Source organism: Anabaena sp. TISTR 8404, from assembly GCF_056847745.1.
Map to the genome: position 1 here is coordinate 6,214,415 of NZ_CP180578.1, position 22,634 is coordinate 6,237,048.

Below are 22,634 nucleotides of genomic sequence, written 5' to 3' on the forward strand. Positions count from 1 at the left end.
ATATCTAGTAATTAATGACAAAAAAATATACAGTCCCAAAATTATACGCAGTTGGGATTACACAAGTGTCTGTCTTTGGAAGCAGATATGAAGAGAGACGCTGGTACACGGATGCTTTGTTCCGTAATTTTTACCAAAATTTCATACGGAACTATGTATAACACTCTTACGTCAGCCAATTTTGGATTTTAGATTTCGGATTTTAGATTTATTCCAAGTAGATTTTTTCTGGCAAACCTTTATAAATGAGCAGAATTGATACCTTTTAAATTTAACAATCTAAGAGGTTGTTTGAAAAGTATTGTCGGTAACATCAAAATTTTAAAAACCTAACCCCCCAAGCCCCCATTCCCTTGTAGGGAAGGGGGGTTTCAAAGCCTCTCTCCTCGCAGGGGAGAGGTTTGGAGAGGGGTTTTTAATAGAATTTTAGACTTTTCAAACATACTCTAAAATTTGATCAAACCATCGCCTTGTAGGTTGAAAAATAAGTATTTAATATAGGACACATATTTGATTTTTTTCAAAAATCAGTACACATCTAACTTTCCTGTTCTCTGTTCCCCGTTCCCCGTTCCCTGTTGCCTACCTACACAAGGATTTTCAGTAATCAAACCGGATTCCTATATATGAAATTCTGTTAAGCACTGAGTGCTGGATTTTCAATTAACTGATTGTGAGCAATATCAAACCTAATGGTAGTAGCCGCCCAGTTTTTTAAATCAGGTGCTAACCAAATTAACTTGCTGAGGACTTCATTATTGACCCATAAAACTACAGGAAAATGCAGATTTTTACGAAATTCATCTCGCATCAGATTTGTACTGATCAGCAGTTGATTGATTGCTACCACTGATTCTAATCCATTTACCATTAAAGCTTGAGGATGAGAAATACCGAGAGTATTTATGATAGTCGTATAAAGTGTTTCATCGGTAGAAGATAATTTAATTTCTTGGATGGTTACTGATGACAATTCTTTTAAGAACTTCAGTATCTGCTGCCGTCTAGGAATAGAGTCACAACAGGCTAATATCAAAGAAAATTCCCCACCTGCGACTTTAATCGCTCTTGCTAACCTCTCTGTGGCTGCATGATTGCCTACACTGTCTTGTGATTTACTTATATTATTATTCATGATAAAACCTACACTTAGTCTTAAAAATAGCTAATTTTTATAGTGAAATCACCAAATAATTGGTTACTTATATTATCAGTATGGTGCTGGTAGTTGGTGGATTTTTAGTTTTTGTAATAAATAGCATAATCTTAAATATTCAATATTAGGTAACTAAGTAAACATTTATCTACAGATAATAGATAAACTTTGGAGTAACTATAACTACAATGTTCTCTTTGCAAGAGAAAAAATGGTAATGACTGCGGATGCAGAGTTATTCTGAGTTGTGAAGTCTTTCGCAATTAATTTGACGTGACAGATAACAAAGCAACTTCTGCCTAGATATTCCAGTCATTTTTCCAAGTTTTCTTTTGTCTGTAACCAAATATGAAAAATTTTGTAAAGTGGTGTGTTGAGTTATTTTCTGGGAATTTTCGTCAAAGTCGAAAACAAGCTTTATTTGCCGTTATAGTTATCCTCAGTATGATTGCTACAGTCATGCTTTCATTTCCTATCGCGGCGCAAAATATTCCAGGGCGTTCAGAATTAAGAGGAGTATGGTTAACAAATATTGATAGTGATGTGTTGTTTGAACGCAACCGTCTCAAGAATGCTTTGCAGGGTTTGGATGAATTAAACTTCAATACTGTTTATCCTGCGGTTTGGAATTGGGGATATACATTATATCCCAGCAAAGTAGCCGCCAAAGTTATTGGGCGATCGCTCGATTCGACACCGGGTTTGCAAGGGCGAGATATGCTCAAAGAAATTGTTGATGAGGGACACAAAAAAGGATTAACCGTAATTCCTTGGTTTGAATTTGGCTTTATGGCTCCCGCCGATTCTTTATTAGCCAAAAATCGTCCCCAATGGCTAACCAGTCGCAGCAATGGCACAAAAATTGTCAAAGAAGGGATACACGACCGAGTTTGGTTAAATCCCTTCCACCCAGACGTACAGAAATTCATTCAAGATTTAATTGTTGAAATTGTCCGCAACTACGATGTTGATGGGATTCAATTTGATGACCATTTTGGGTTGCCTTCCGAATTAGGCTACGATGCTTATACAGTGGCACTTTACAAAAAAGAACACCGGGGAAAAGCGCCCTCAAACAATCCCAAAGATCCAGAATGGGTACGTTGGCGGGCGAATAAAATCACCAACTTTATGAAGCAGGTGTTCACAGCTATTAAAACCACGAAAAAGAACTGTTTAGTTTCTGTTGCACCTAATCCTCAGCGTTTTTCTTACGAGTACTTTTTAGCCGACTGGCAAAAATGGGAACGGATGGGACTTGTGGAAGAATTAGTATTGCAGATATATCGAGATGACTTAAATGTATTTATCAAAGAATTAGAGTATCCAGAAGTGAAAGCTGCACGCAGTCATATTCCTGTGAGTATAGGAATTATAACTGGATTGAAAAATAAAAACGTACCCATCGCCCAAATTCAAACCCAGGTGCAGAAAGTACGCGATCGCAACTTTGCTGGTGTCTCTTTCTTTTTCTATGAAACGCTGTGGAACTTGAGCCAAGAAGCATCTTCAGTGCGTCAAGCCGGCTTACAGAAGATGTTCCCCACCCCAGTAAATTACCCAAATTTACTTGCAGGCTGGAAACCGTAGATAAGGTAGCTCAGGTTGTCAAGAGCAGCCAGCGCCGAAGGGGTATAGGGTGTAAGGGTTTTGAAGACTTGTACACCTATACCTATACACCCATACATTCTTGCGATCGCTCTTATTCCGCCAACCTTTTAAAAAATTTAATTTACAGAAAGCAGCAATATAGGACTTAATAAAAAATATAGGCTATGTGAAGGAAGATAACCCTTGAATAACCGAATTTTATTAAAGGAAAAATTACAAGCCTTGCTTGATCATCTCCAAACCAAAAGCGATGGCTCTCCTGTTACCAATTTGCAGCTAGATAAAAATACCGCCGCAGAAATTGAACAATTAACGGCGGAACTTGAAAGCTTCAATCCGAATCCTAACCCTCTTTTATATGCCACTTCTCTACTAGAAGGAGCTTGGCAACTGCAATACTCAACAGCCAGAGAAATCCTTTCTTTAACTTCCCTGCCATTGGGTTTAAAGCTAGGTAAAGTCTACCAAGTAATTGATGTTACCAATAAACGATTTTTTAACTTAGCTAAAGTCAAACATTCTCTTGGGCTACTATCGGGATATGTGAGAGTAACAGCTAACTTTGAACCTGCAACAGCAGATTTATCACCTGTCCCAAACAAACGCATCAATGTCTATTTTGACAAACGCTACCTATCAATTAAAAAGATTGTCGGCATTAATACACCCCAACTCAACCCATTTAAGGTTATTCCTGCTAAAAATCCTGCTGGCAGAATTGCCACCCTTGACATTACTTATTTAGATGAAAGTTTAAGAATTGGACGTGGAGGTGATGGTAGTTTATTCATTCTCTCTAAATCTAATGATTTACTTGACACGCCTTCTAATTCCCGCTTTGAATAAGTTGATGTCAATGCAGCCAACAGGATAACTCTCCATAGACTCATTAGCTGCTACTCTTACGAGTTCTTAAAAAGGAGTATCCGGTAGGACGTGCAAGACATAGAAGAATGAAATTTTGAGATAGTTTTTGTGTAAGTTCTAGTAAGATAAAATTGAGATATTGTCAGCATTACTGTAAATTGCAAAATATTCTCAATTCTTATGAATACAAAACTTCAGATCGAAAACGATAAATTACAAGTAAGCAATAGTATAGAGATAAATCAAGAAACAGAAGACGAAAAAATTCTCTGTCCTCATTGTCAGCGCACTGCTACGAACGGTATTAAATGTAAAGGTATTTGTGTAGCTGACAGTGATTATTAAGTCATCTGTTCAGAAAGCTCATACTATTAGTAGGTTGGGTGAAGGTGTATGAAAAATATTGAAAGCAAAATGGTAAATCTACATTTACGCCGTAACCCAACATCAAATCATAATAACTTTAGAGAATATTTTCAGAAATAAAATAATTATTGTGTTAATTTTAGTTTTTGAATTGAGAGGTTTTAGAACATTTCTTAGGTTGCTAAGTGTTTTTAAACGCGGAGGAATGAAGAGGTAAACGCAAAATTACGCGGAGCTTTTTTGGTAGTAGTGACGTAGACTATTTCATTTAGTTGAGTTACGCCACTACAATTTTTTGAAGATTCTTCAGACTTCAGACTTCATACTTATCACCCAATGCCCAAACGCCCAGCCAAGCCGGGAGTCAAGGGTAAAAGAGTGGCAATCATTAAGAACAAAGCCAAAAGACCTAAAGCAGCTCTAGCATCATCGGGTTCGCTGATTTCATTTAAGCTGGGGCGTTCTAAATCTCGTTGTAAAAACAGAATCACAATTGCCCAGTACATTGCCAAAGTATTACCGAGAGAAACTAACGCCAGCAAAATTAAAGTTGCTATTGTTGCCCTTCCCGCAGTTTTACGACCATAAATAGCTTGGACAATGCGTCCACCATCTAGAGAACCGGCTGGCATTAAGTTTAAGGCGGTGATTACCAACCCCAACCAACCAATAATAACTAAAGGATGGACGTTAACTAAAGGTGATTGTAATGCTGAACCGAGGACAACCCGTGCCAAGCTACCCACCAAAATCGAGCCTTGGAAGAATTGATTAGGCAATTGGAATAAACTACCTGGGTGAGAAAGTAATAATCCCACAATCAACATCATCAAAGACACAAGACCGCCAGCTGCTGGCCCTGCCAAACTAATATCAAATAATGCAGTACGGTTGGGTAAAAGAGACTCAAAACGTGTAATTGAACCAAAGGAACCGATTTGTACAGCAGGTAAAAAGAAAGGCCAGCTAAGACGGACTTGATAACGACGGGCAAGTATCCAATGACCAATTTCGTGTGCTATTAAAATTGCCAATATGCCCAGACCTATGGGTAAAGCTTCTGTTAACCGTGCTGCGTTGGCAAATAAATCAAAATTCAGCAATAATCCCGCAGTTTCTAAACAGGTAGCAAGAGTAGCGATGAACAAAATACCGGCAAAGGCTTTTTGCGCTGCTGTTGTGGGACGGGGATCGTTGCGGCTTGGAAGTACTATTACTACAGGTTTACCGTCTGTATTTTCTACCAAGAATAAGCGATATTGCTCACCAAGACGTTCTCGCAAAGTAGCACTGAGGCGGTTATGAACTTCTTGAGGTTCGCCGCGGAGATTACCTTTAAAGATAGCGCCTTCTTGGTAGGCGATCGTTTCTGTGGCGAAAAATGTATCAATGCCAAAAATGCCTTTAATAACATTTAAGTCGGCTTCGGGAATTGATACTACTTCAATTTTCAGTTCGGCAATGACTCGTGGTTGTGCAGCATTCTCCTCCGCAGTAGAATTAGCTGCAAGTCGTTCTGTTGCTCGTTGCTTGAGAATGGCATCTTGCCCAGCCGCCCGCAGTTGTCTGCCAAGGTAGATGTACAAACCAGCAGAAGCTACTACCAGCAATAATATACCAACTATGTTAAGGTAAATGCCGGCAGCAAACAAACCAAAGAATAACAGCCAGGGAGCCATTAACACCACTGACTGCAACCAGGCTAAGATTCCCAGTTTCCCAAAAGGTCTGGCGCGATAAAAGCCCCAACCCAAAATTCCGAAAGCTACTAATACAATTGCTGCAATTATAGGAGTCTCTGAGGAAGCAAACATTTCCAAACCCTTCGCGGTGAAAGACCAAGCCTGAGTTGGTCAGGTGTGAGAGATACATTATTAATGTATAACGCTACCTGTTTCCTGCCCAAATCAGTAGTGAGAAGTAGGTCTTTTTCGCCAAGGAAATTAGCAGGACAAGGAAAGGATAAATTTCTCCCCTTGCACCCTGCCCCCTGCTCCTCTGCTTCTTCTAAGACTCTCTTCCTGTGGCCCAAGTGTCACGCCATTTGACTGTGCCTTCTTTGGCTACTACCCAACGGCGAGGTGTAGTATTTTCGCGTAATGGCGATCGCCCTTCACGCCACATGGCATATTTATAACTAATCAACTTGCCAGCACTTTCGTTAAAGGGAATCTCGGCAAACCAAGTATTAGTATTGATGTATTCCAAAGGATAAGCTTTACTAATATCCCAATTACCTAACTCTGGGCAGTCTCCTGTGACGACAATTGTTTCACCTGGTTGAGTTTGTACGCCATTGAGTTGCACCCGAATAATAGTCTGACCTTTAATTCTTTCGCCAACGTGGCTGATAACAATTACTCCCCGTTCTTCTAGTTGCAGGTTGACAATTTTGCCATCTTTGACTTCATATTTATTTCGTGTGAGAACACAAGTATGTTCGCCATCGGGTAGTTCTGTCTCAATTTCTGGCAATGTTACTTCCCCACCTCGGTTGAGGGCAACAAAGCACAGAGAATCACGATAACGGCGCACGTAGCAGTAAACATCGGGGGTGAGATATTTTTGCCAATGACTACCCATTGACACAGCCGGGTTCAGCCGTCGTAAGCCAGACAATAACCGAATGTAACGATAAATTTCTGTATCGTTGTCCCATTTTTCCATCATGGGGCGGTTGTATGGGTCATTACCGCCATCGGTGTCGTTATGAAGATACTGTTCTGTACCGTAATAAATACAGGGAATACCACGAGATGTCATAATCAAAGCGATCGCAACTTTCAACATCGCCGGATCAGGATTCAGCGATTGAAAGCGCGGCATATCGTGGTTATCGATGAAGGTGATTAACTCAGTCGCACCGTTGTAGCGATAGTCTTCATCAAAAATGTATTGAATGGTGTGAAATCCATTTTCTGAACCTTGGGCTAGTGCAGCGCGAATTGCCACGCACAACCCAAAGTCTAGTATAGTCATGCCAGAATTGTTGGCAAATTCCACAGAGCGATCGTCACCAGGATGGCTGTAAATCCATTCGCCAAAAATGAATACATCTGGTCTATGGTTATACATATCGCCTGTGAATTCTTGCCAAAACCAGATAGGCATATGCTTTACAGTGTCTACCCGCAGTGCATCTACACCTCGGTCTAGCCATTGTTTAATAGCACCTTTGATGTACTCCCGATATTCACTGTTATTTTCATTAAAGGTTGCTAAACCTGCTAATTCACAGTTTTGCACTTGCCAATCATCTTCCCAGTCTTGCACTTCACCATAATGGTGATACCAGTGATTGACATCGTTATTAAAGTCAGCAATTTTTACGCCATCATCATACAATTCACCTTTACTACCGCTAGTATCAGGGGTGCTGTGGTTACAAACAATATCCAGTACCAGTTTCATATTCCGCTTGTGCAACTCTGCAATTAAGCGGTCAAATGTCGTATTTTTTGCTTCTTGAGTTTCATTTAAAGAAGGGTTTTCGTCTTTAGCAATAAAGCGGGGATTGATGCGTTTAAAGTCTTTTGTCCAATAACCATGTATGGCTGCATTACCAACAAATAATTCTTCTACTTGCTCAAACAGGGGAGTTAACCAAATAGCGGTAACTCCCATATTTTTGAGATAGTCTAATTTGTCGATTACACCTTGTAAATCGCCACCCCAGTATTTACCCCAGTCTTGTCCGGTGGGATCGTAGAGTTCTGAGTTACTACCTTGACTATTTTCGGGGTCGCCGTCATAAAAGCGATCAACAACGATAAAGTAAATTGTTTCTTGGCGAAATTCAATATCTCTGGTGTAGAGAAATTCTAGGTCAATCTCTGTATCTGATGGTGGTGTTTGAATAAGAGCTTCTACTTCTGCCGTTGCCGAATCTACCTTGTATTGCTCTGGTGAGAATTGAGACGGAGGTGTTTGCACCATAAATTTTAAAATTTCTAAATATTAACTATGTGTTTCTTTTCACTTCGGTATTATGCCATCCTGCTCTTGGTAAAGAAAATCTATCGAGAGCTAGTTTATATTTCTATCGTTAGATATAGTCCTCTTGCTAGAGGATAAAAACTTCTGCTTGTAGCAGTTCGGCTATGGAGATTTTTCAGAATATATATTGAAAACATTGTCAAGATTCGTTGATACAAAGCAGCCAAAAAATTAAGTATTTATTAATATTTAACTTCTGGAATAAAACCTAGATGCCGCATCCGATATCAGGACGGCAAATGCTGATTGCTCTACAGGCTTTTTAAGGATTATGAGAGAATTTATAGAACTGTTAAAAAAAAATCTAAATTGCCTTTTTATGGTAATCATTAGCAGTAGATGAATTATTAAATTCATCTATTAAAACCCAGGAATTTTCAGGAAAACAAGTATTCTCAAGACGAATTAAGATAATTGATAGGGAACTGTTCTACATTTGCGCCAAATTTTTGCTGATTTCTGTTTGAAACTAAGTTTTGAGAGAAAAGAGCAAATTACTGTATGGATGTCTCATATGGAGGATGAAGAAAGTTAAGTGTATTGAATACAAATAAATTTCAACATGAAGAAATTGAATTGAAATTTTAGGCGATCGCCACCTTTAACAAAACTAGTAACAATCAAAAGGTGTAACAATTATGGCTAATTATGACAAGGTTTTTAACTCACAAAAGACATTAGCAGAATCTCTGAATCCTGAGGAAGCTGTAGCAGCAATTGCTGTGGTGACTGCGATCGCAGATTCTTCCGTTGAGGAAGTAGATCCTGAAGGTTTAGCAGGAATATTGTGGCAATTTGAAGTTTTTGAAGAATACTCAGAAGATGAAATTGTCGAAATCGTCGATAAACTCATTGGTATAGCAGAATCAGAAGGGCTGAGTCCGTTGTTTAACACTGCTAATGAATCTCTTACCGAAGATGTCGTATTAGATGGTTTTGCAGCTGGGGTAGTCGCACTTTTAGATGAAGAAGAATTGATTATTCCCAAAAATAAAGAACCTTTCCTCAAACAGTTACAAGAAGCCTTAGAACTGGAAGATGAAGAAGCCGAAGAAATCAAAAAAGAAATAATTGCTGCCTTTCAAGCAGCAGAAAATCAAGAATACTTCGATGAAGAAGACACAATTACTGTTGTCGAAGAATACACCGAAGATGTCTATGAATCACCCCTAGGAAATTTTACAGTCCCCATTCCCGTTGACCCAGAACAAGGCGGTAGAATTCAAACACAAGAAGGAGTAGTCGGTTTTTCTGATGACTTTGGGACTTTGCTACGGATTGATTATTATCCCATCCCGCCAGAACAGTTGGAAGAATTAGAATCTCAAGGACAAGAAGAATATTTACAGCAAATATTAGTAGAAAAGTATGTACCACAAGCAATTTTTACTAATGTTGCAGATGCGCAAGTGAAGTTTAGCGAGTATTTAGAAGATACCTTTGCAGGAGCATACTACGCGTTAGTTGATATGCCAAAAGGTTCAACAATGTCTCAACAAGAAAATAACGGCACTGCCACCCGATTGGATGCGTACCGAGGACTACTTGCCTTTATTAATGGTGAGTTTTTATATATAGTTAGCAATCAACGCAGCTTTTTCAATGGCGAAAAACCAAATGCGATCGCCGAAGAAGCTGAGTACATCAAGGATAATATTTTGTCCTTTGTGGAAACTATGGAGTTCAATTAGATAAGGAGTAGGAAGTAAGGAGTAGATTTATTTGTATAGCAGTCGAAGCATAGGTTAGGACTATATTGATCGCTGAAACCTCTGGTAATACTGAGTTCCTACTCAGCACTCAGCACTCAGCACTTCGCTATAACTCTCACACGGACTGCTATATTCATCAAGCCGTTGAGAAGTCATGAATCACTCCTCAAAAACATAAACTCCGATTTAATATTCCATTGCTTACCATCATGAAGCAATAGCGTTAACTTGTCGGTGGTAAATTCAAAATGCAGCTGACGATTGGCAAATTCCGGCCAAGCAGCTTTAAAATTCTGCTTTGTTAAATCTCGAAATGCCACTGTCATATGCGGCGCAAACAAACGCTTTTTACCAACTTTATCCACAATTCCTAAGTTGGTTTCCATGTGCGTCATTAAATCTGCTTGTAAAGTTAACAGTTCTTGACTTCTCACCACATCAATATAGATAACGCGGGGAGCAAAAGCATTAAAACCATCGAGTGTCACTAGTAGTGGCTGCTGGTGGTTAGCAAACTCCCGCAAAGATATTTCTAAAGATGGCAAATTATCATCTACCCATCTAAAAGGTGGTTGCAGTGTAATGTGTGGCGGCGATTTTTGGGCGCGGCGACTGTTGTAGTTTTCAGCAAAGAATTGTTTGATTTGGTTAGCATAAGCCTGAATGTCTGGCGGTGGCAACAAAGCGACGAAAAAAAGTTTCATCATACAATAATTCTGCTGTATCTATTTGTGTTCACATTGGAAGTGTAATTACAAACTCTGCGCCTTGGTTTGGTGCAGAATTAACTTCGAGATTTCCATCGTGTTTTTCGACAATAATTTGACGGGCGATCGCTAATCCTAAACCTGTACCTTTACCCACCATTTTCGTAGTATAAAGATGGTCAAAAACTTTATCTTTGACTTCGGGAGTTATTCCTACACCATTATCTTTGATACTAATATTCACTTGCTTGTTAGCATCACTTAGCTTAGTAGTAATGGTGATGAGATTTGGCTTAGCTTGAATATCTACAAAGCTACGTCCAATATTAGAATCTTCTAATGCGTCAATGGCGTTGGCGAGTAAATTCATAAACACCTGATTTAACTGTCCAGGGAAACACTCAATTTGTGGTAAATCAGCGTAATTTTTAATAATTTCAATTGCTGGATGGTTTTCATTTGCTTTGAGACGGTGTTTGAGAATTAAGATAGTGCTATCTAAGCCATCGTGAATGTTAAAAGGAACTTTATTTTCCGAATCAGCGCGAGAGAATGTCCGCAAGCTATTACTAATTTCGTGAATGCGTTGCACTCCTTGTTTCATGGAAGCAATTAATTTTGGTAAATCTTCTCGGAGATATTCTAAATCAATATTCTCCATTTCCAGTTCAATATCTTCGCCTGGATTGGGAAATTTTGCTTGATAAAGGTCAAGCAAATAAAATAAATCTTGAACACCTTCGTATGCTGGTTGAATATTGCCGTTAATAAAGCCAACAGGGTTATTAATTTCGTGAGCGACACCTGCAATCAGATTACCCAAAGCAGACATTTTTTCGCTTTGGACAATTTTTAACTGTGCTTGTTGTAAGTTTTGTAGTGCTTGTTCTAATTCCTGAGATTTTTGTTGTAAAGCGGTTTCTGCTTGTTTGCGTTCAGTAATATCTAAAGCCATCGAAACTCCGCCACAAACCTCACCATTCGAGTTAAACATCGGAGCATTAAACCACTCACAAATAATCCGTCTGCCATCCTTAGTCAAGTTTTCATTAATTGCATGAGAGCCTCCGCTTTCAGCTAAAAGTTGGGCAGCCACATCATCCACATAGATATGATACTCTTCGGGAATAATGCAACGGAAATGTCTACCTATAATTTCCTCTTCTCGATAGCCAAACACTTTTTCTGCTGCTGGATTCCAAGCCTGAAATTCAAAAGAAGTATTCCACTCTACTACAACTACAGATGTTTTTTGAATGATCAGTTGCAATTTTTTTTGAGATTGCTCTAGATGATAAGATTTCTCTTGTTCCAGGGCGTGGAGTCGCGCATTTTCTAGAGAAATTGCCGCTTGGGTACAAAGTAAATTTAAAATAACTAAGCGATCGCTAGTAAATACCCCTTGAGTCAGTTTATTTTCGAGATAAAGAATACCCGCCAAATGTCCTTGATTAAGAATTGGCATACATAATGCACTCTTGGGTTGGACAAAGTGCATATATTCCCCAATCAAGCCAGAAATCTCAGTTTGCAGGTTATCAATGACTACTGTTTCTTGAGTATTTTTGACGTAATAAATCAGTTGTCTGGGTATTTCAGCACAAGTGTCTACTAGTTGTGTGTCCAAGATAGTTTTGATTTCACACCCAGAATTAGCTTCGTGATTGATATAAGTAATTACTCGTACTTGCCAAGTATCTTCTTGCGGCAGAATCAGTACAGTTTTTTTGGCTCCAGAGTTTTCTAAAATAATGCGGGTGAGAGTAACAATCAGTTGCTCTAATTCGATAGAACTGGAGATAGCTTGAGCCGCCTTGAGGATACAAGTAAAATCAAGAGCATCAGAAATACTGTTACTGCTACTGCTAGAAGTGCCACTGGATGAACCACTCCGCGTAAAACCAACATTGGCAATCGTTTCCAGAGGGTTCAGGCTGAGTTGTCGCTGTTGCAGAATTGGTTGCAACAGTTGGGGATAACTTTTTTCTAAATCATTAATTTTAGTTAATGCTCCCCATCGGGCATAGCAGTAGTAAGCTTCCTGCATATAGCCTGCGGCCACTTTCTCCTTACTCCATTCTAGGTAAAACTTGGCCGCAAGTTCATTAGCGATCGCTTCTTCGTGAAGATATTCGTTAGCTTTGGCAAAAGCAATGGCGCGATCATATAAATCTATTGCTTCGATACCCTTACCAGAAATTTTTAGCATTTCTGCTGATAGCAACAAATATCGATGTTGAAAGTTTTCTGGGCAATTATCTGCCCATTGTTTGTTAATTTGCTGATGTTGTTGCAGCAGAATCCAATACTGTTGTTGTTCTTCTGGTGTGGCAGTGGGATAAAGTGCTGCTAAACACAAGGGATAATAGAAATGGTACTGAATAATTGGGAAAAACCCAGCGTTAGCAGGTAAGGTTTTCTGGGCTTCTGTGGCGGCTGCAACGCCGTCTGCATAATGTCCATAAATGTAAGCAAGTTGGAGTTTGAGAAAACAGTACCAATTAATTCCGTGTTCAAAATTCTGCTTTTGTCGCCAAACATCGATGTATGGTACTTCTTGGTTGTGGCGATCGCCCAATAAATCTGTTTTTTGCGCTGAGTCTTGCAAGTGCAGGAGGAACTGTCGCTGTAATGTAAAGGCATACAGCATATTTACATCATTTACTTGCTGTACATAACTGAGGTATTTTTCCGTTTCTGCATACACATCAGCAAGGCGATCGCCTTTGACTAACATTGCCCAAATCAAAAACGAAACCGCCCAGACACCAAATACTACATCTCCGGCTTCGCGACTGACTTGGAACGATTGCTGCGACACTACTAAATTCGTTTTCAAATGCCGATTGTAAGGATTAATCGTGTGGGCAAAGATATTGTTAGTCTTATATATAAACTTGGTGCTGTTAAAATGGCGATCGAGTTTTAGTGCTAATGTGCCGAACTCATAAGCTGTTTGATAATTTCCTTGATTTGCTAAATTCATGCCATAAAGACAGTAAGCAAAACCAGAAGCTTGAGCATTGCCATATTGCAAAGATAAATTAATCATGAGTAAAGGACTCAGCACAGCAAGGTGTTGAAGTCCTGCCATATAAGTAGCTGCCCAAAGGTCAGCTAAAAGACTCATACACAACTTATTAACAGGGTCTGTCATCTCAGGTAGATTGAATAAATCTGCTGGATGAACCGTTGCCAGTTTAGTATTTAACTCTTCTAATTCTCTTTTGATTGCCGCTTGTTGTTCTTCAACGGCAAGTGGTAGTTGCATCCCCATAATACTCAACCCTTGTAATCCAGCTTCACAAGCAGCTTGGATATTTTCACCTTGAGTCATTTTCAGATACATCTGAATAGCATAAATATCTGCTTGAGCAAATTTATCCTGAGCATAATCTAAAGCTAAATCAAACAGTTTTTCAGCTTGATTTAAATTGCCAGTTAAATATTCACACTCGGCAAGCTCTCGATATAAACCAAATGTAAGTGTGTAGTGAGTATCCCAACTACTTTCTGGCAGCAATTCTATACCTGATGTCAAGTATTTAACGGCTGCTTTATAGGCTGTAGAAGCTTTAGCTTTTCTCCCAGCCAACAAATTCAATTGCGCTAAATTGTATTTTTCTGATTGTTGCGTGATAATATCAATTCCTTGATTTAACTGCCCAACAATCTCAAAAATACAGCTTTCCAATGCTTCAGAAGATGTGTTTTGTAAAAGTAGTTGACCAATTTTTAAATGCGTATATTTTTTTTGAGATTCAGGAATCAAAGAATAGGCAGCTTGTTGAACACGGTCATGCAAGAATTTATAAGCAACAATCTCAGAATTTTCGTGGCTAACTGCTTGATTTACCTCACCAATATAAAACTTATAAATATCATTTCGAGGTAAAATTAATCCTTCTTGCAAAGCATTCCACAAATAAGCAGCCGTTTCTATCTCTGATTGCTCAAAAACTATTGCCAAGATTTTTAAGTCAAATTGATTACCTATACAAGCTGCCAGTTTGAGAACTTGTTGAGTTGATTGCGGCAGCTTGCGCAATTGAAATGCCATAAATTCAACTACATCATCAGTCAGGGCTTGCTGATTAATTTGGGTAATGTCACATTGCCAACATTCCTCGGAAAAATTAAACTCAATTAACCCATCTTGGTATAACGATTTCAAAAACTGTGTAGCAAAAAATGGGTTCCCTTGGGTTTTCTGATAGATTAATTGTGAAAGAGAACATGCCAACTCTTCAACGCAACTCAATGTATCAGCCACTAACTTATTTAGTTGTAAATAACTGAGATTTTGTAATGTAATGGTATTAATATTTGCTGTTGTTTGAGCAACTTTCTCTAGAGTTAACATCAAGGGATGGGTTGCTGTTACTTCATTATCTCTATAAGCTACAATTAATAGTAAATGACTATTGTTGCCATTACTGATTAGTAACTCCATGAGTTTCAATGAAGCCGAATCAGCCCATTGCAAATCATCTAAAAATATTACGAGTGGGTGTTCTTTAGTACTAAATACTTGAATGAACTTTTGTAGTAATAAATTAAAGCGATTTTGCGCCGCACTACCCGATAAATCTGGTACTGGTGGTTGCTGAGCAATAATTAACTCTAATTCAGGAATAACTTCAATAATTACCTGTGCATTTTCTCCTAATGCTTCGATTATTTTAGTTTTCCATTGTTGAATGACTGCATCTGTTTCTGTTAACAATTGCCCCATCAAATTGCGAAAAGCTTGCACAAATGCCGAGAAGGGAATATTGCGATTGAATTGGTCAAATTTTCCTTTGATAAAGTAACCACGTTGTTTAACTATTGGTTTATGCACTTCATTCACAACTGCGGTTTTGCCAATCCCTGAAAATCCTGCTACTAGCATTAATTCTGATGCCCCATTAGCAACCCGCTCAAAAGCATCTATTAGAGTTTGCACTTCTTGCTCTCGACCATAAAGCTTTTCTGGAACCATAAAATGGTCTTGTACATCTCTTTTTGCAATGTCAAAAACTGGGATTTCTCCTATTTTTTTTAAGCTGTGCAAACAAGTTTCTAAATCATATTTTAAGCCCAAAGCACTTTGATAACGTTCTTCTGCATTTTTCGCCATTAGTTTGGTAATAATTTGCGAAATTACCAAGGGTATATGAGGATTGAGATGATGAGGTGGTGTGAGTTTTTTTGCCAGGTGTGCATGAACTAATTCCATTGGATCATCTGATTGAAATGGTAATTGTCCAGTCAATATTTCGTAAAAAGTCACACCTAGCGAGTAAAAATCTGCGCGATAGTCAACCCCCCGATTCATGCGTCCAGTTTGTTCAGGAGATAAATAAGCAAGAGTTCCTTCTAAAACATTAAAACTTTGAATTTCTTGAACTTCTCGCGGTAAAAGAGAGGCAATACTAAAATCGATTAATTTTACTTGTTTTGTCTCTGGATTAATTAAAATATTCGCGGGTTTAATATCTTTATGAATAACGCGTAGTCCGCCGCAGACATTGCTGTGTAGTTGGCTCAAGATATCTGCAATAAGGATTGCTACCTGCAAGAAATTTGTAATGGATTGGGTATTTCTCTGCTGTATTCCCCATTCTTTTAGGGATATCCCCCCAAAATCTTCCATAACTAAAGCGTAACCGTTATGGTAGGTTTCTAGGCTGTAGGGTTGAATTACGCCAGGTAGGTCGAGATTTTTGGCAATAACATACTGGTTCCGAAATTGTAGAAGTTCGTGAAAGCTAGGGTATTCTAAACGCATCAGCTTAATCACTACAGGTTTTTGGTCTTGCTCCCGGATTCCTCGGTAAACTAGCGTCCGCGTACCTGAGTAAATTTTGTCGTTGATACTATAACCAGGGAGTTGAACCTCAAATATGCTGACCATCGCCTCTATCTCCTACTTACCTGGAGTTAGTGTTCCCAGTCCGCATTCCAAATTTGCCAAAATACTGCTACCTTGAAGCACTCATGAGATACTGTTGACACTCAACAGTATCTCAGTGTTTAAGTAGGTTAATTTATGATGTTGAGAGCTTGTCCTTGAACTGTTCGTGCAGAAGGAACACCTAATAAGCGGTTGATAGTTGGGGCTATATCGATATTGCGAATTGTACCAATATTACCACGACGCTTGATGTCAGGGCCTGCGGCATAAAAAATGGCACTGAGATTAGGGATGTTGGGATCGTAGCCATGCGCCCCATAAAAATTAGGCACAGAAAAAACGGAGTTATCGGTATCTCCTAAACGAGTCACAACGGGATTTTGTGTACCGTCAAAGTTATATCCCTCACGCATGATGGCAAAGACATCACCAGTATCCTGACCAACAAATTCGCTTGTACCCAAGCCAAATTTTGGATCATTTAAATCGGCTGGTAATGGACGAGGGTATATCCGCTCAAAAATACTTTGTCGTCTTCCCCGAACATATATGGGATTTGTGTCTACCAATTCCCGCAAAGCAATGATGATTTGCCGTTGTAGAGTCATATATTCAGCACGACTAACAACGCCGTTGGGTTCACGTCCTTGAAGATTGATATAGATATTGGCGGCTGGCCCTGATGTTACAGCGCGGACTTTCGTTAAGTCAAAACCTCTACTAATTAAGTAGTTATTCAGGTTAACTGCTGTGTGGAAGGGTGAAAAGCCGTGATCTGAAACAACTAGGATGTTACTATTGGGTCTACCTTGGCGATTTGTACCCACTGCGTTAATAATGCGCTGTACAGCATTATTAGCAGCCTGATAACCATTTTGTACGTAGGTTCTGTATCGAGCAACTTTGGCTCTATCTTGTCCTGGGCCAATTGAGGAGGGATTTGTTGGGTCACTAGGTTGACGGCGGTCAGTTAAAAGAAACTGGTGTTCTGAGCCATCTGGTTGTTCAATATAAACCATGACTAAATCGGCATCGGGATTTTGGTCGATCGCTCTCAATGCCAGTCGAGTTTGATAGTCTACAAATAGTTGAACTTGGTCTTCGTAAATAGCTTCTAGTTCACTGTCGGGGAAAGTTGTAAATCCGGGGCTGAGGCGTTCTGGAATCCGAAAATCAGCCTGGGGAGACCAAAAGCCAACGTTGGTGAGGATATCATCAATGCTAGTTTGTACTGCTGGGTTTCGCGGAATTGCATTGGCAGAATAACGGGCAATTCTTACGGTACTGAGGTCTGGAGCAAGATTGCTGACGTAAAATGCTGTGCCTGCTTGATTAGAACTACCTTCCAGGTAAAATAAGCTAGAGCGGCGATCGCTTGCTCTGACATAAGCAGGGCCAGTTGCTGGTAAACTAAAAGGCCCGGTTGGAATGCCAATCTGAGCATCAAAAAAGACTAAAGTGTCGTAGTTGATCCGGCGATCATTGGTTGTATCTAATGCTGCAACTTGGATATCATAACTAACACCACCAACAGTAAAGCGATCGTCTAAAGCAGCCTGTTGAACAGGGCTGTAAGACACTCTGCCTGCACTGTTGATTTGACTAACAATTTGGTTAGAAGCCGGACTAAAGTTGGCTGCGGTTAAACTAAAACCGCTTGCACCTACCCCAGCAAAAGCTCCAAAAGGAACTGTGTAAGATACAGTTCTTCTATTTGCAGGATCAATAATTGGGCTATTTGCTAAACCAGGTACTCGGACATCAACTCCATCTGCGCCGGGGAAGGTGGCCGCTACCACTTTCTTACTATTTCGCTGAAGTCCAATCCACACTGGTTCAGCAGTCGGTTGCACACTTGCAGCCAGGCCAATAGTCGAATAACCACCAATAGGAGCGCCAAAACCACTGATATTAGAAGTAAAAGGACTAGCAACCAAGTGGAATGTATTAGCGTTAATGTCATTGCGAGCAGCAGTTGAACCTGTACCAATTGCTACATGGCAAGCAGCAGTTAGAGATGCGCTACAAGTGATGTTCCGCTCTGCATAAACTCCTTGTTTCCTCAGCAGTCCTAATCCCTGTTTTCGACTTAGTACACCTTCTTTGAGATATTCTTCAACAAAATCTGGTGTTGCGCCATCTAGGGAAATCAAAATCACTTTAGGACGTGGTGTACTTGATATTGGTTGAGCAGCTATTGAATGCACCGTTAAACTGAGGAGAAAAGTCACCAGCACCACAACAGATAGGCGTAGGAATAACTTATGTCTCAAAGTTTGCCATAGCCATTGAAATGCTTGATTTATTCCATAGAATTTTAAATAGTTGCTCACTTGTCCTCCGTAAGCACAATGCCGTAAATTGACTGAGATGATTGATTCTTGATTTTCAATTTATGGACGACATGTTAACGAAAGGCTATGAAAATCTTAAGTGGAGCAGTCTTGACAATTGATAAGTTAAATGCAGCCAATCTGAACGATCTGGCATTGATGTTGCAGTAGATATATTCAGGATTTACACAGTGAGATGAAAAATCAAGGGTTTGGGCCAGGGTGTATGGGTGTAGATGTTCAAAACCTTACACCCTCACACTCAATCTCAACCACTCACCTTTGTGCGTCAGTTCTCATAAATTAAGCTGACAAAATACAAAATAATTCTTAATATAAACTTTATCTATCTTATTAATTATTGAAAACAAAGTGATGCAGTAGGTATAGTCGTTTATCTATGCAGTTAATTTAATATTTATTTAATAATAGAGTTTTTCAATGAATAACATTGACCAATAAAGCTGTAAGCTATTTTTAACCGCATAAACAATGTTTATCAGTAAAACTTGCTATTTTCGTAAGTTTTTCTAATCAATTTTTTGAGCTGTTTTTGACCGCAGCCTTGTCTATTGATAACGCTTACTCAAAGCATATCTATGTAGAAAGGCTTTATAAGTCTGCTGCTTTGCAAAGAATTAATATTTTCTTTGCCAGATTTTTCATGCTCATAAAACATGAAATTTATCTCAAGTAGCTGACATTTTCAGCAACCCAAATTTTGCATTTTTGTAACCAAAACCCAAGATGTCATTCACTAATACTATTCATTTTAGGAACTTACGAGGCGATTTATTTGGAGGTTTAACTGCTGCGATCGTTTCTTTACCGTTAGCATTAGCATTCGGTGTTGCCTCTGGTGCTGGGCCTGTAGCTGGACTTTATGGGGCCGTTTGTGTCGGCTTTTTTGCAGCCTTATTTGGTGGTACACCAACGTTAATTTCTGAGCCAACCGGGCCAATGACTGTAGTTATGACTGCAATTGTCAGTTCCATGACTGCAACTAACCCCGACAACGGTTTGGCAATGGCATTTACCGTAGTCATGCTTGCAGGCATATTCCAAATTTTCTTTGGGATATTTAAGTTGGGTAAATATATTACCCTCATGCCCTACAGTGTGATTTCTGGCTTTATGTCTGGGATTGGGGTGATTCTGATTATTTTGCAGATTGCTCCTTTTGTCGGTCAGCCCAGCCCGAAAGGTGGCGTACTGGGGATGGTACAAAACCTGCCTGCGTTACTAACCAAGATTAATCCTGCTGAAACCGCTTTAGGCTTGCTGACGCTGGCAATTATTTTCTTCATGCCACGCAAACTCAAGCGCTTTGCTCCTCCACAACTTGTAGCATTAATTATCGGCACTATAGTTTCTCTGACTATTTTCGGTGATGCTGATATCAGACGAATTGGTGAAATTCCCGTCGGACTGCCAACATTGCAATTACCTACTTTTACTCCATCCGAAATCACCAGAATGATTATTGATGGGGCAATGTTGGGGATGTTGGGTTGTATTGATACTCTATTAACAGCGGTAATTGCTGATAGTTTGACTCGTACCGAACACAAATCTGATAAAGAATTGATAGGTCAAGGTATTGGTAACTTAGTATCTGGTTTGTGTGGTGGGCTACCTGGTGCAGGTGCCACGATGGGAACTGTCGTAAATATCCAAACTGGTGCTAGTACAGCTTTATCTGGTTTAACTCGTGCGGTAATTTTATTAGTTGTAGTTTTGTGGGCTGCTGGTTTAACCGAAACTATCCCGATGGCTGTGTTGGCTGGTATTGCCTTAAAGGTAGGGATTGACATTCTAGACTGGAGCTTCTTGAAACGCGCTCATAAGGTATCTTTGAAAGGCACACTCATCATGTACGGTGTGTTGTTCTTAACCGTATTTGTTGATTTGATTGTCGCTGTGGGCGTGGGAGTTTTCATTGCCAATATTTTAACTATCGATCGCCTGTCGGAATTACAAGCTCAGGAAGTGAAAACAATTACTGATACTGACGATGCAATTGTTTTAAACGATGAAGAGAAAAGATTGCTTGATCAGGCTAATGGACGCGTTCTGTTATTCTACCTGAGTGGGCCGATGATTTTTGGTGTATCGAAGGCGATCGCTCGTGAACATTCCGCAATGGCTGACTCTGATGTGTTGATTATGGATTTGAGCGATGTCCCAATGTTGGGTGTAACGGCTTCTTTAGCCATTGAAAACGCCATCAAAGATGCTAGTGAACAAGGTCGTCAGGTGTTAATTGTCGGTGCAACTGGCAAAGTTAAACGACGTTTAGAGAAGTTTGGCATTAGCAGATTTGTTCCCCAACATTATATGTTTGTAGATCGTGTAGAGGCGCTGCAACAAGCCATTGCTTTAGTTAGCTCTAATGCAAGTACTGCAAATACTCCTGGTCTTAGTACCTATTAGTAATTCCTAATTTGTTAATTCATAATTCGTAATTGCATTAATAATTACGAATTGTGAATTCTTTTAGAATGGATCAGCAACACACACAAAAACATGATGTTTTCAGAACCAATAGTTAATTCATTTGCCCAGTTCAATTTCCCTCCTTTATTAGCCACAACCAATGAAGCCGAATATGCTCCTATTGTCCTGACTGGAGTATTACTAAGTTTAGTAGTCATTTATCTGGCTAGTAAAATTGGTGGAGAATTATCTCGGATGATGGACTTACCTCCTGTATTAGGAGAATTAGTTGGTGGCGTAGTTGTTGGTGCTTCTGCTCTCCATTTGGTGGTGTTTCCTGATAGCGGTGCAGTTGCTACTGACTCCATCATCATGACTATTCTGCAATTTATTAACAACCTCACTCCGGAAGCGGTCACATCAATATTTCAAAGCCAGAGTGAAGTTATTTCTGTGCTGGCTGAACTTGGTGTAATCATTCTGTTGTTTGAAATTGGTTTGGAATCAGACTTAAAAGAATTGCAGAAAGTTGGTTATCAAGCGACAATTGTAGCTTGTGTTGGGGTTGCTGTTCCTTTTGCTGCTGGCACTACAGGATTGATTTTGTTATTTCATGCTCCGGTAATTCCAGCAATTTTTGCAGGTGCAGCTTTGACAGCAACTAGCATTGGAATTACCTCTAAAGTTTTGTCAGAAATTGGGCAGTTAAAATCTCGTGAAGGACAGATTATTGTCGGTGCAGCTGTCATTGATGACATTTTAGGAATCATTGTGTTGGCAGTGGTTGCAAGTCTTGCCAAAACTGGTGAGGTTGATGTTTTCAATGTCATTTATCTGATTGTCAGCGCAACTGTATTTCTGATTGGTTCCATTCTACTGGGCAAATATTTCAATCAAAGTTTTGTTGCCATTGCAAATAAATTACAAACACGAGGCAACTTAATTATTCCAGCATTCATTTTTGCTTTCTTCATGGCATTTTTAGGCAATGCTATTCATTTAGAAGCGATATTAGGTGCATTTGCAGCTGGTTTAGTTTTGGATGAAACTGATAAACGCAAAGAGTTGGATGAGCAAGTAAAACCTATTGCTGATATTTTAGTGCCAGTTTTCTTTGTGACAGTTGGTGCGAAGGTTGATTTAGGTGTACTTAACCCTGTAGTTCCTGGAAATCGAGAAGGATTAATTATTGCGGCTTTCTTAATTGTGGTAGCAATTATCGGGAAAGTGGTGACAGGTTGGTCAGTTTTTGGTCAAGCGGGAATTAATCGGTTAGCCGTTGGTGTAGGGATGATTCCTCGTGGTGAAGTTGGGTTAGTCTTTGCAGGAATCGGTGCAGCTAGTGGTACCCTTGATAAACCATTGCAAGCTGCGATCGTGATTATGGTGATTTTGACAACTTTCTTAGCACCACCTTTATTACGCTTCGCATTTAAACAATCATCAGAAGAGAAAAAATCTTTAGAAACAGTAGATTTTATGAGCTAAGTTTTGCCAATTTTTGTCTTCTGATATCTTGCATTAACCCCACATTCAGCCTCGGAATTAATT

General features: G+C 39.5%; 11 protein-coding genes. 5 read left to right on the forward strand and 6 right to left on the reverse strand.

Annotation, left to right across the window (positions count from 1 at the left end; translation table 11 throughout):
- Window positions 1–637: 637 nt before the first annotated feature.
- On the reverse strand, window positions 638–1,135 hold the full coding sequence (locus ACMX3D_RS26930) for a hypothetical protein (protein WP_482748839.1): 498 nt from the start codon (window positions 1,133–1,135) through the stop codon (window positions 638–640).
- A gap of 369 nt (window positions 1,136–1,504) precedes the next feature.
- Between ACMX3D_RS26930 and ACMX3D_RS26935 the strand changes: the two genes are divergently transcribed.
- Both ACMX3D_RS26935 and ACMX3D_RS26940 read left to right on the forward strand, forming a co-directional pair.
- Window positions 1,505–2,746, forward strand: a complete 1,242-nt coding sequence (locus ACMX3D_RS26935) for a glycoside hydrolase family 10-like protein (protein ID WP_482748840.1) — start codon at window positions 1,505–1,507, stop codon at window positions 2,744–2,746.
- Between the two features lie 204 nt (window positions 2,747–2,950).
- Complete coding sequence (locus ACMX3D_RS26940; RefSeq protein WP_482748841.1) at window positions 2,951–3,613, forward strand: PAP/fibrillin family protein; 663 nt, start codon at window positions 2,951–2,953, stop codon at window positions 3,611–3,613.
- Between the two features lie 716 nt (window positions 3,614–4,329).
- Here the strand turns inward: ACMX3D_RS26940 and ACMX3D_RS26945 are convergent.
- Both ACMX3D_RS26945 and ACMX3D_RS26950 read right to left on the reverse strand, forming a co-directional pair.
- Window positions 4,330–5,814: a site-2 protease family protein gene (locus ACMX3D_RS26945; RefSeq protein WP_482748842.1), complete on the reverse strand. Its 1,485-nt coding sequence runs from the start codon at window positions 5,812–5,814 to the stop codon at window positions 4,330–4,332.
- Between the two features lie 193 nt (window positions 5,815–6,007).
- Window positions 6,008–7,936, reverse strand: coding sequence for an alpha-amylase family glycosyl hydrolase (locus ACMX3D_RS26950; RefSeq protein WP_482748843.1), 1,929 nt, complete (start codon window positions 7,934–7,936; stop codon window positions 6,008–6,010).
- 698 nt (window positions 7,937–8,634) lie between these two features.
- Between ACMX3D_RS26950 and ACMX3D_RS26955 the strand changes: the two genes are divergently transcribed.
- The gene (locus ACMX3D_RS26955) at window positions 8,635–9,687 is read left to right on the forward strand and encodes a tellurite resistance TerB family protein (RefSeq protein WP_482748844.1); all 1,053 of its coding nucleotides are present in this window, start codon (window positions 8,635–8,637) and stop codon (window positions 9,685–9,687) included.
- A 173-nt stretch (window positions 9,688–9,860) separates the two neighbouring features.
- Here the strand turns inward: ACMX3D_RS26955 and ACMX3D_RS26960 are convergent, their stop codons facing one another.
- From ACMX3D_RS26960 to ACMX3D_RS26970, 3 genes are all read right to left on the reverse strand, one after another.
- Window positions 9,861–10,412, reverse strand: coding sequence for a 2'-5' RNA ligase family protein (locus tag ACMX3D_RS26960; protein WP_482752437.1), 552 nt, complete (start codon window positions 10,410–10,412; stop codon window positions 9,861–9,863).
- 31 nt (window positions 10,413–10,443) lie between these two features.
- Window positions 10,444–16,314, reverse strand: coding sequence for an ATP-binding sensor histidine kinase (locus tag ACMX3D_RS26965; protein WP_482748845.1), 5,871 nt, complete (start codon window positions 16,312–16,314; stop codon window positions 10,444–10,446).
- Window positions 16,315–16,442: 128 nt separating this feature from the next.
- Window positions 16,443–18,647: an alkaline phosphatase family protein gene (locus ACMX3D_RS26970; protein WP_482748846.1), complete on the reverse strand. Its 2,205-nt coding sequence runs from the start codon at window positions 18,645–18,647 to the stop codon at window positions 16,443–16,445.
- 747 nt (window positions 18,648–19,394) lie between these two features.
- Between ACMX3D_RS26970 and bicA the strand changes: the two genes are divergently transcribed.
- Together bicA and ACMX3D_RS26980 are read left to right on the forward strand one after the other, a co-directional pair.
- Entirely contained in the window at window positions 19,395–21,080 is a 1,686-nt protein-coding gene (gene bicA / locus ACMX3D_RS26975; protein ID WP_482748847.1) for a bicarbonate transporter BicA, read from the forward strand.
- 93 nt (window positions 21,081–21,173) lie between these two features.
- Window positions 21,174–22,571: a cation:proton antiporter gene (locus ACMX3D_RS26980; protein WP_482748848.1), complete on the forward strand. Its 1,398-nt coding sequence runs from the start codon at window positions 21,174–21,176 to the stop codon at window positions 22,569–22,571.
- Window positions 22,572–22,634 lie beyond the last annotated feature (63 nt).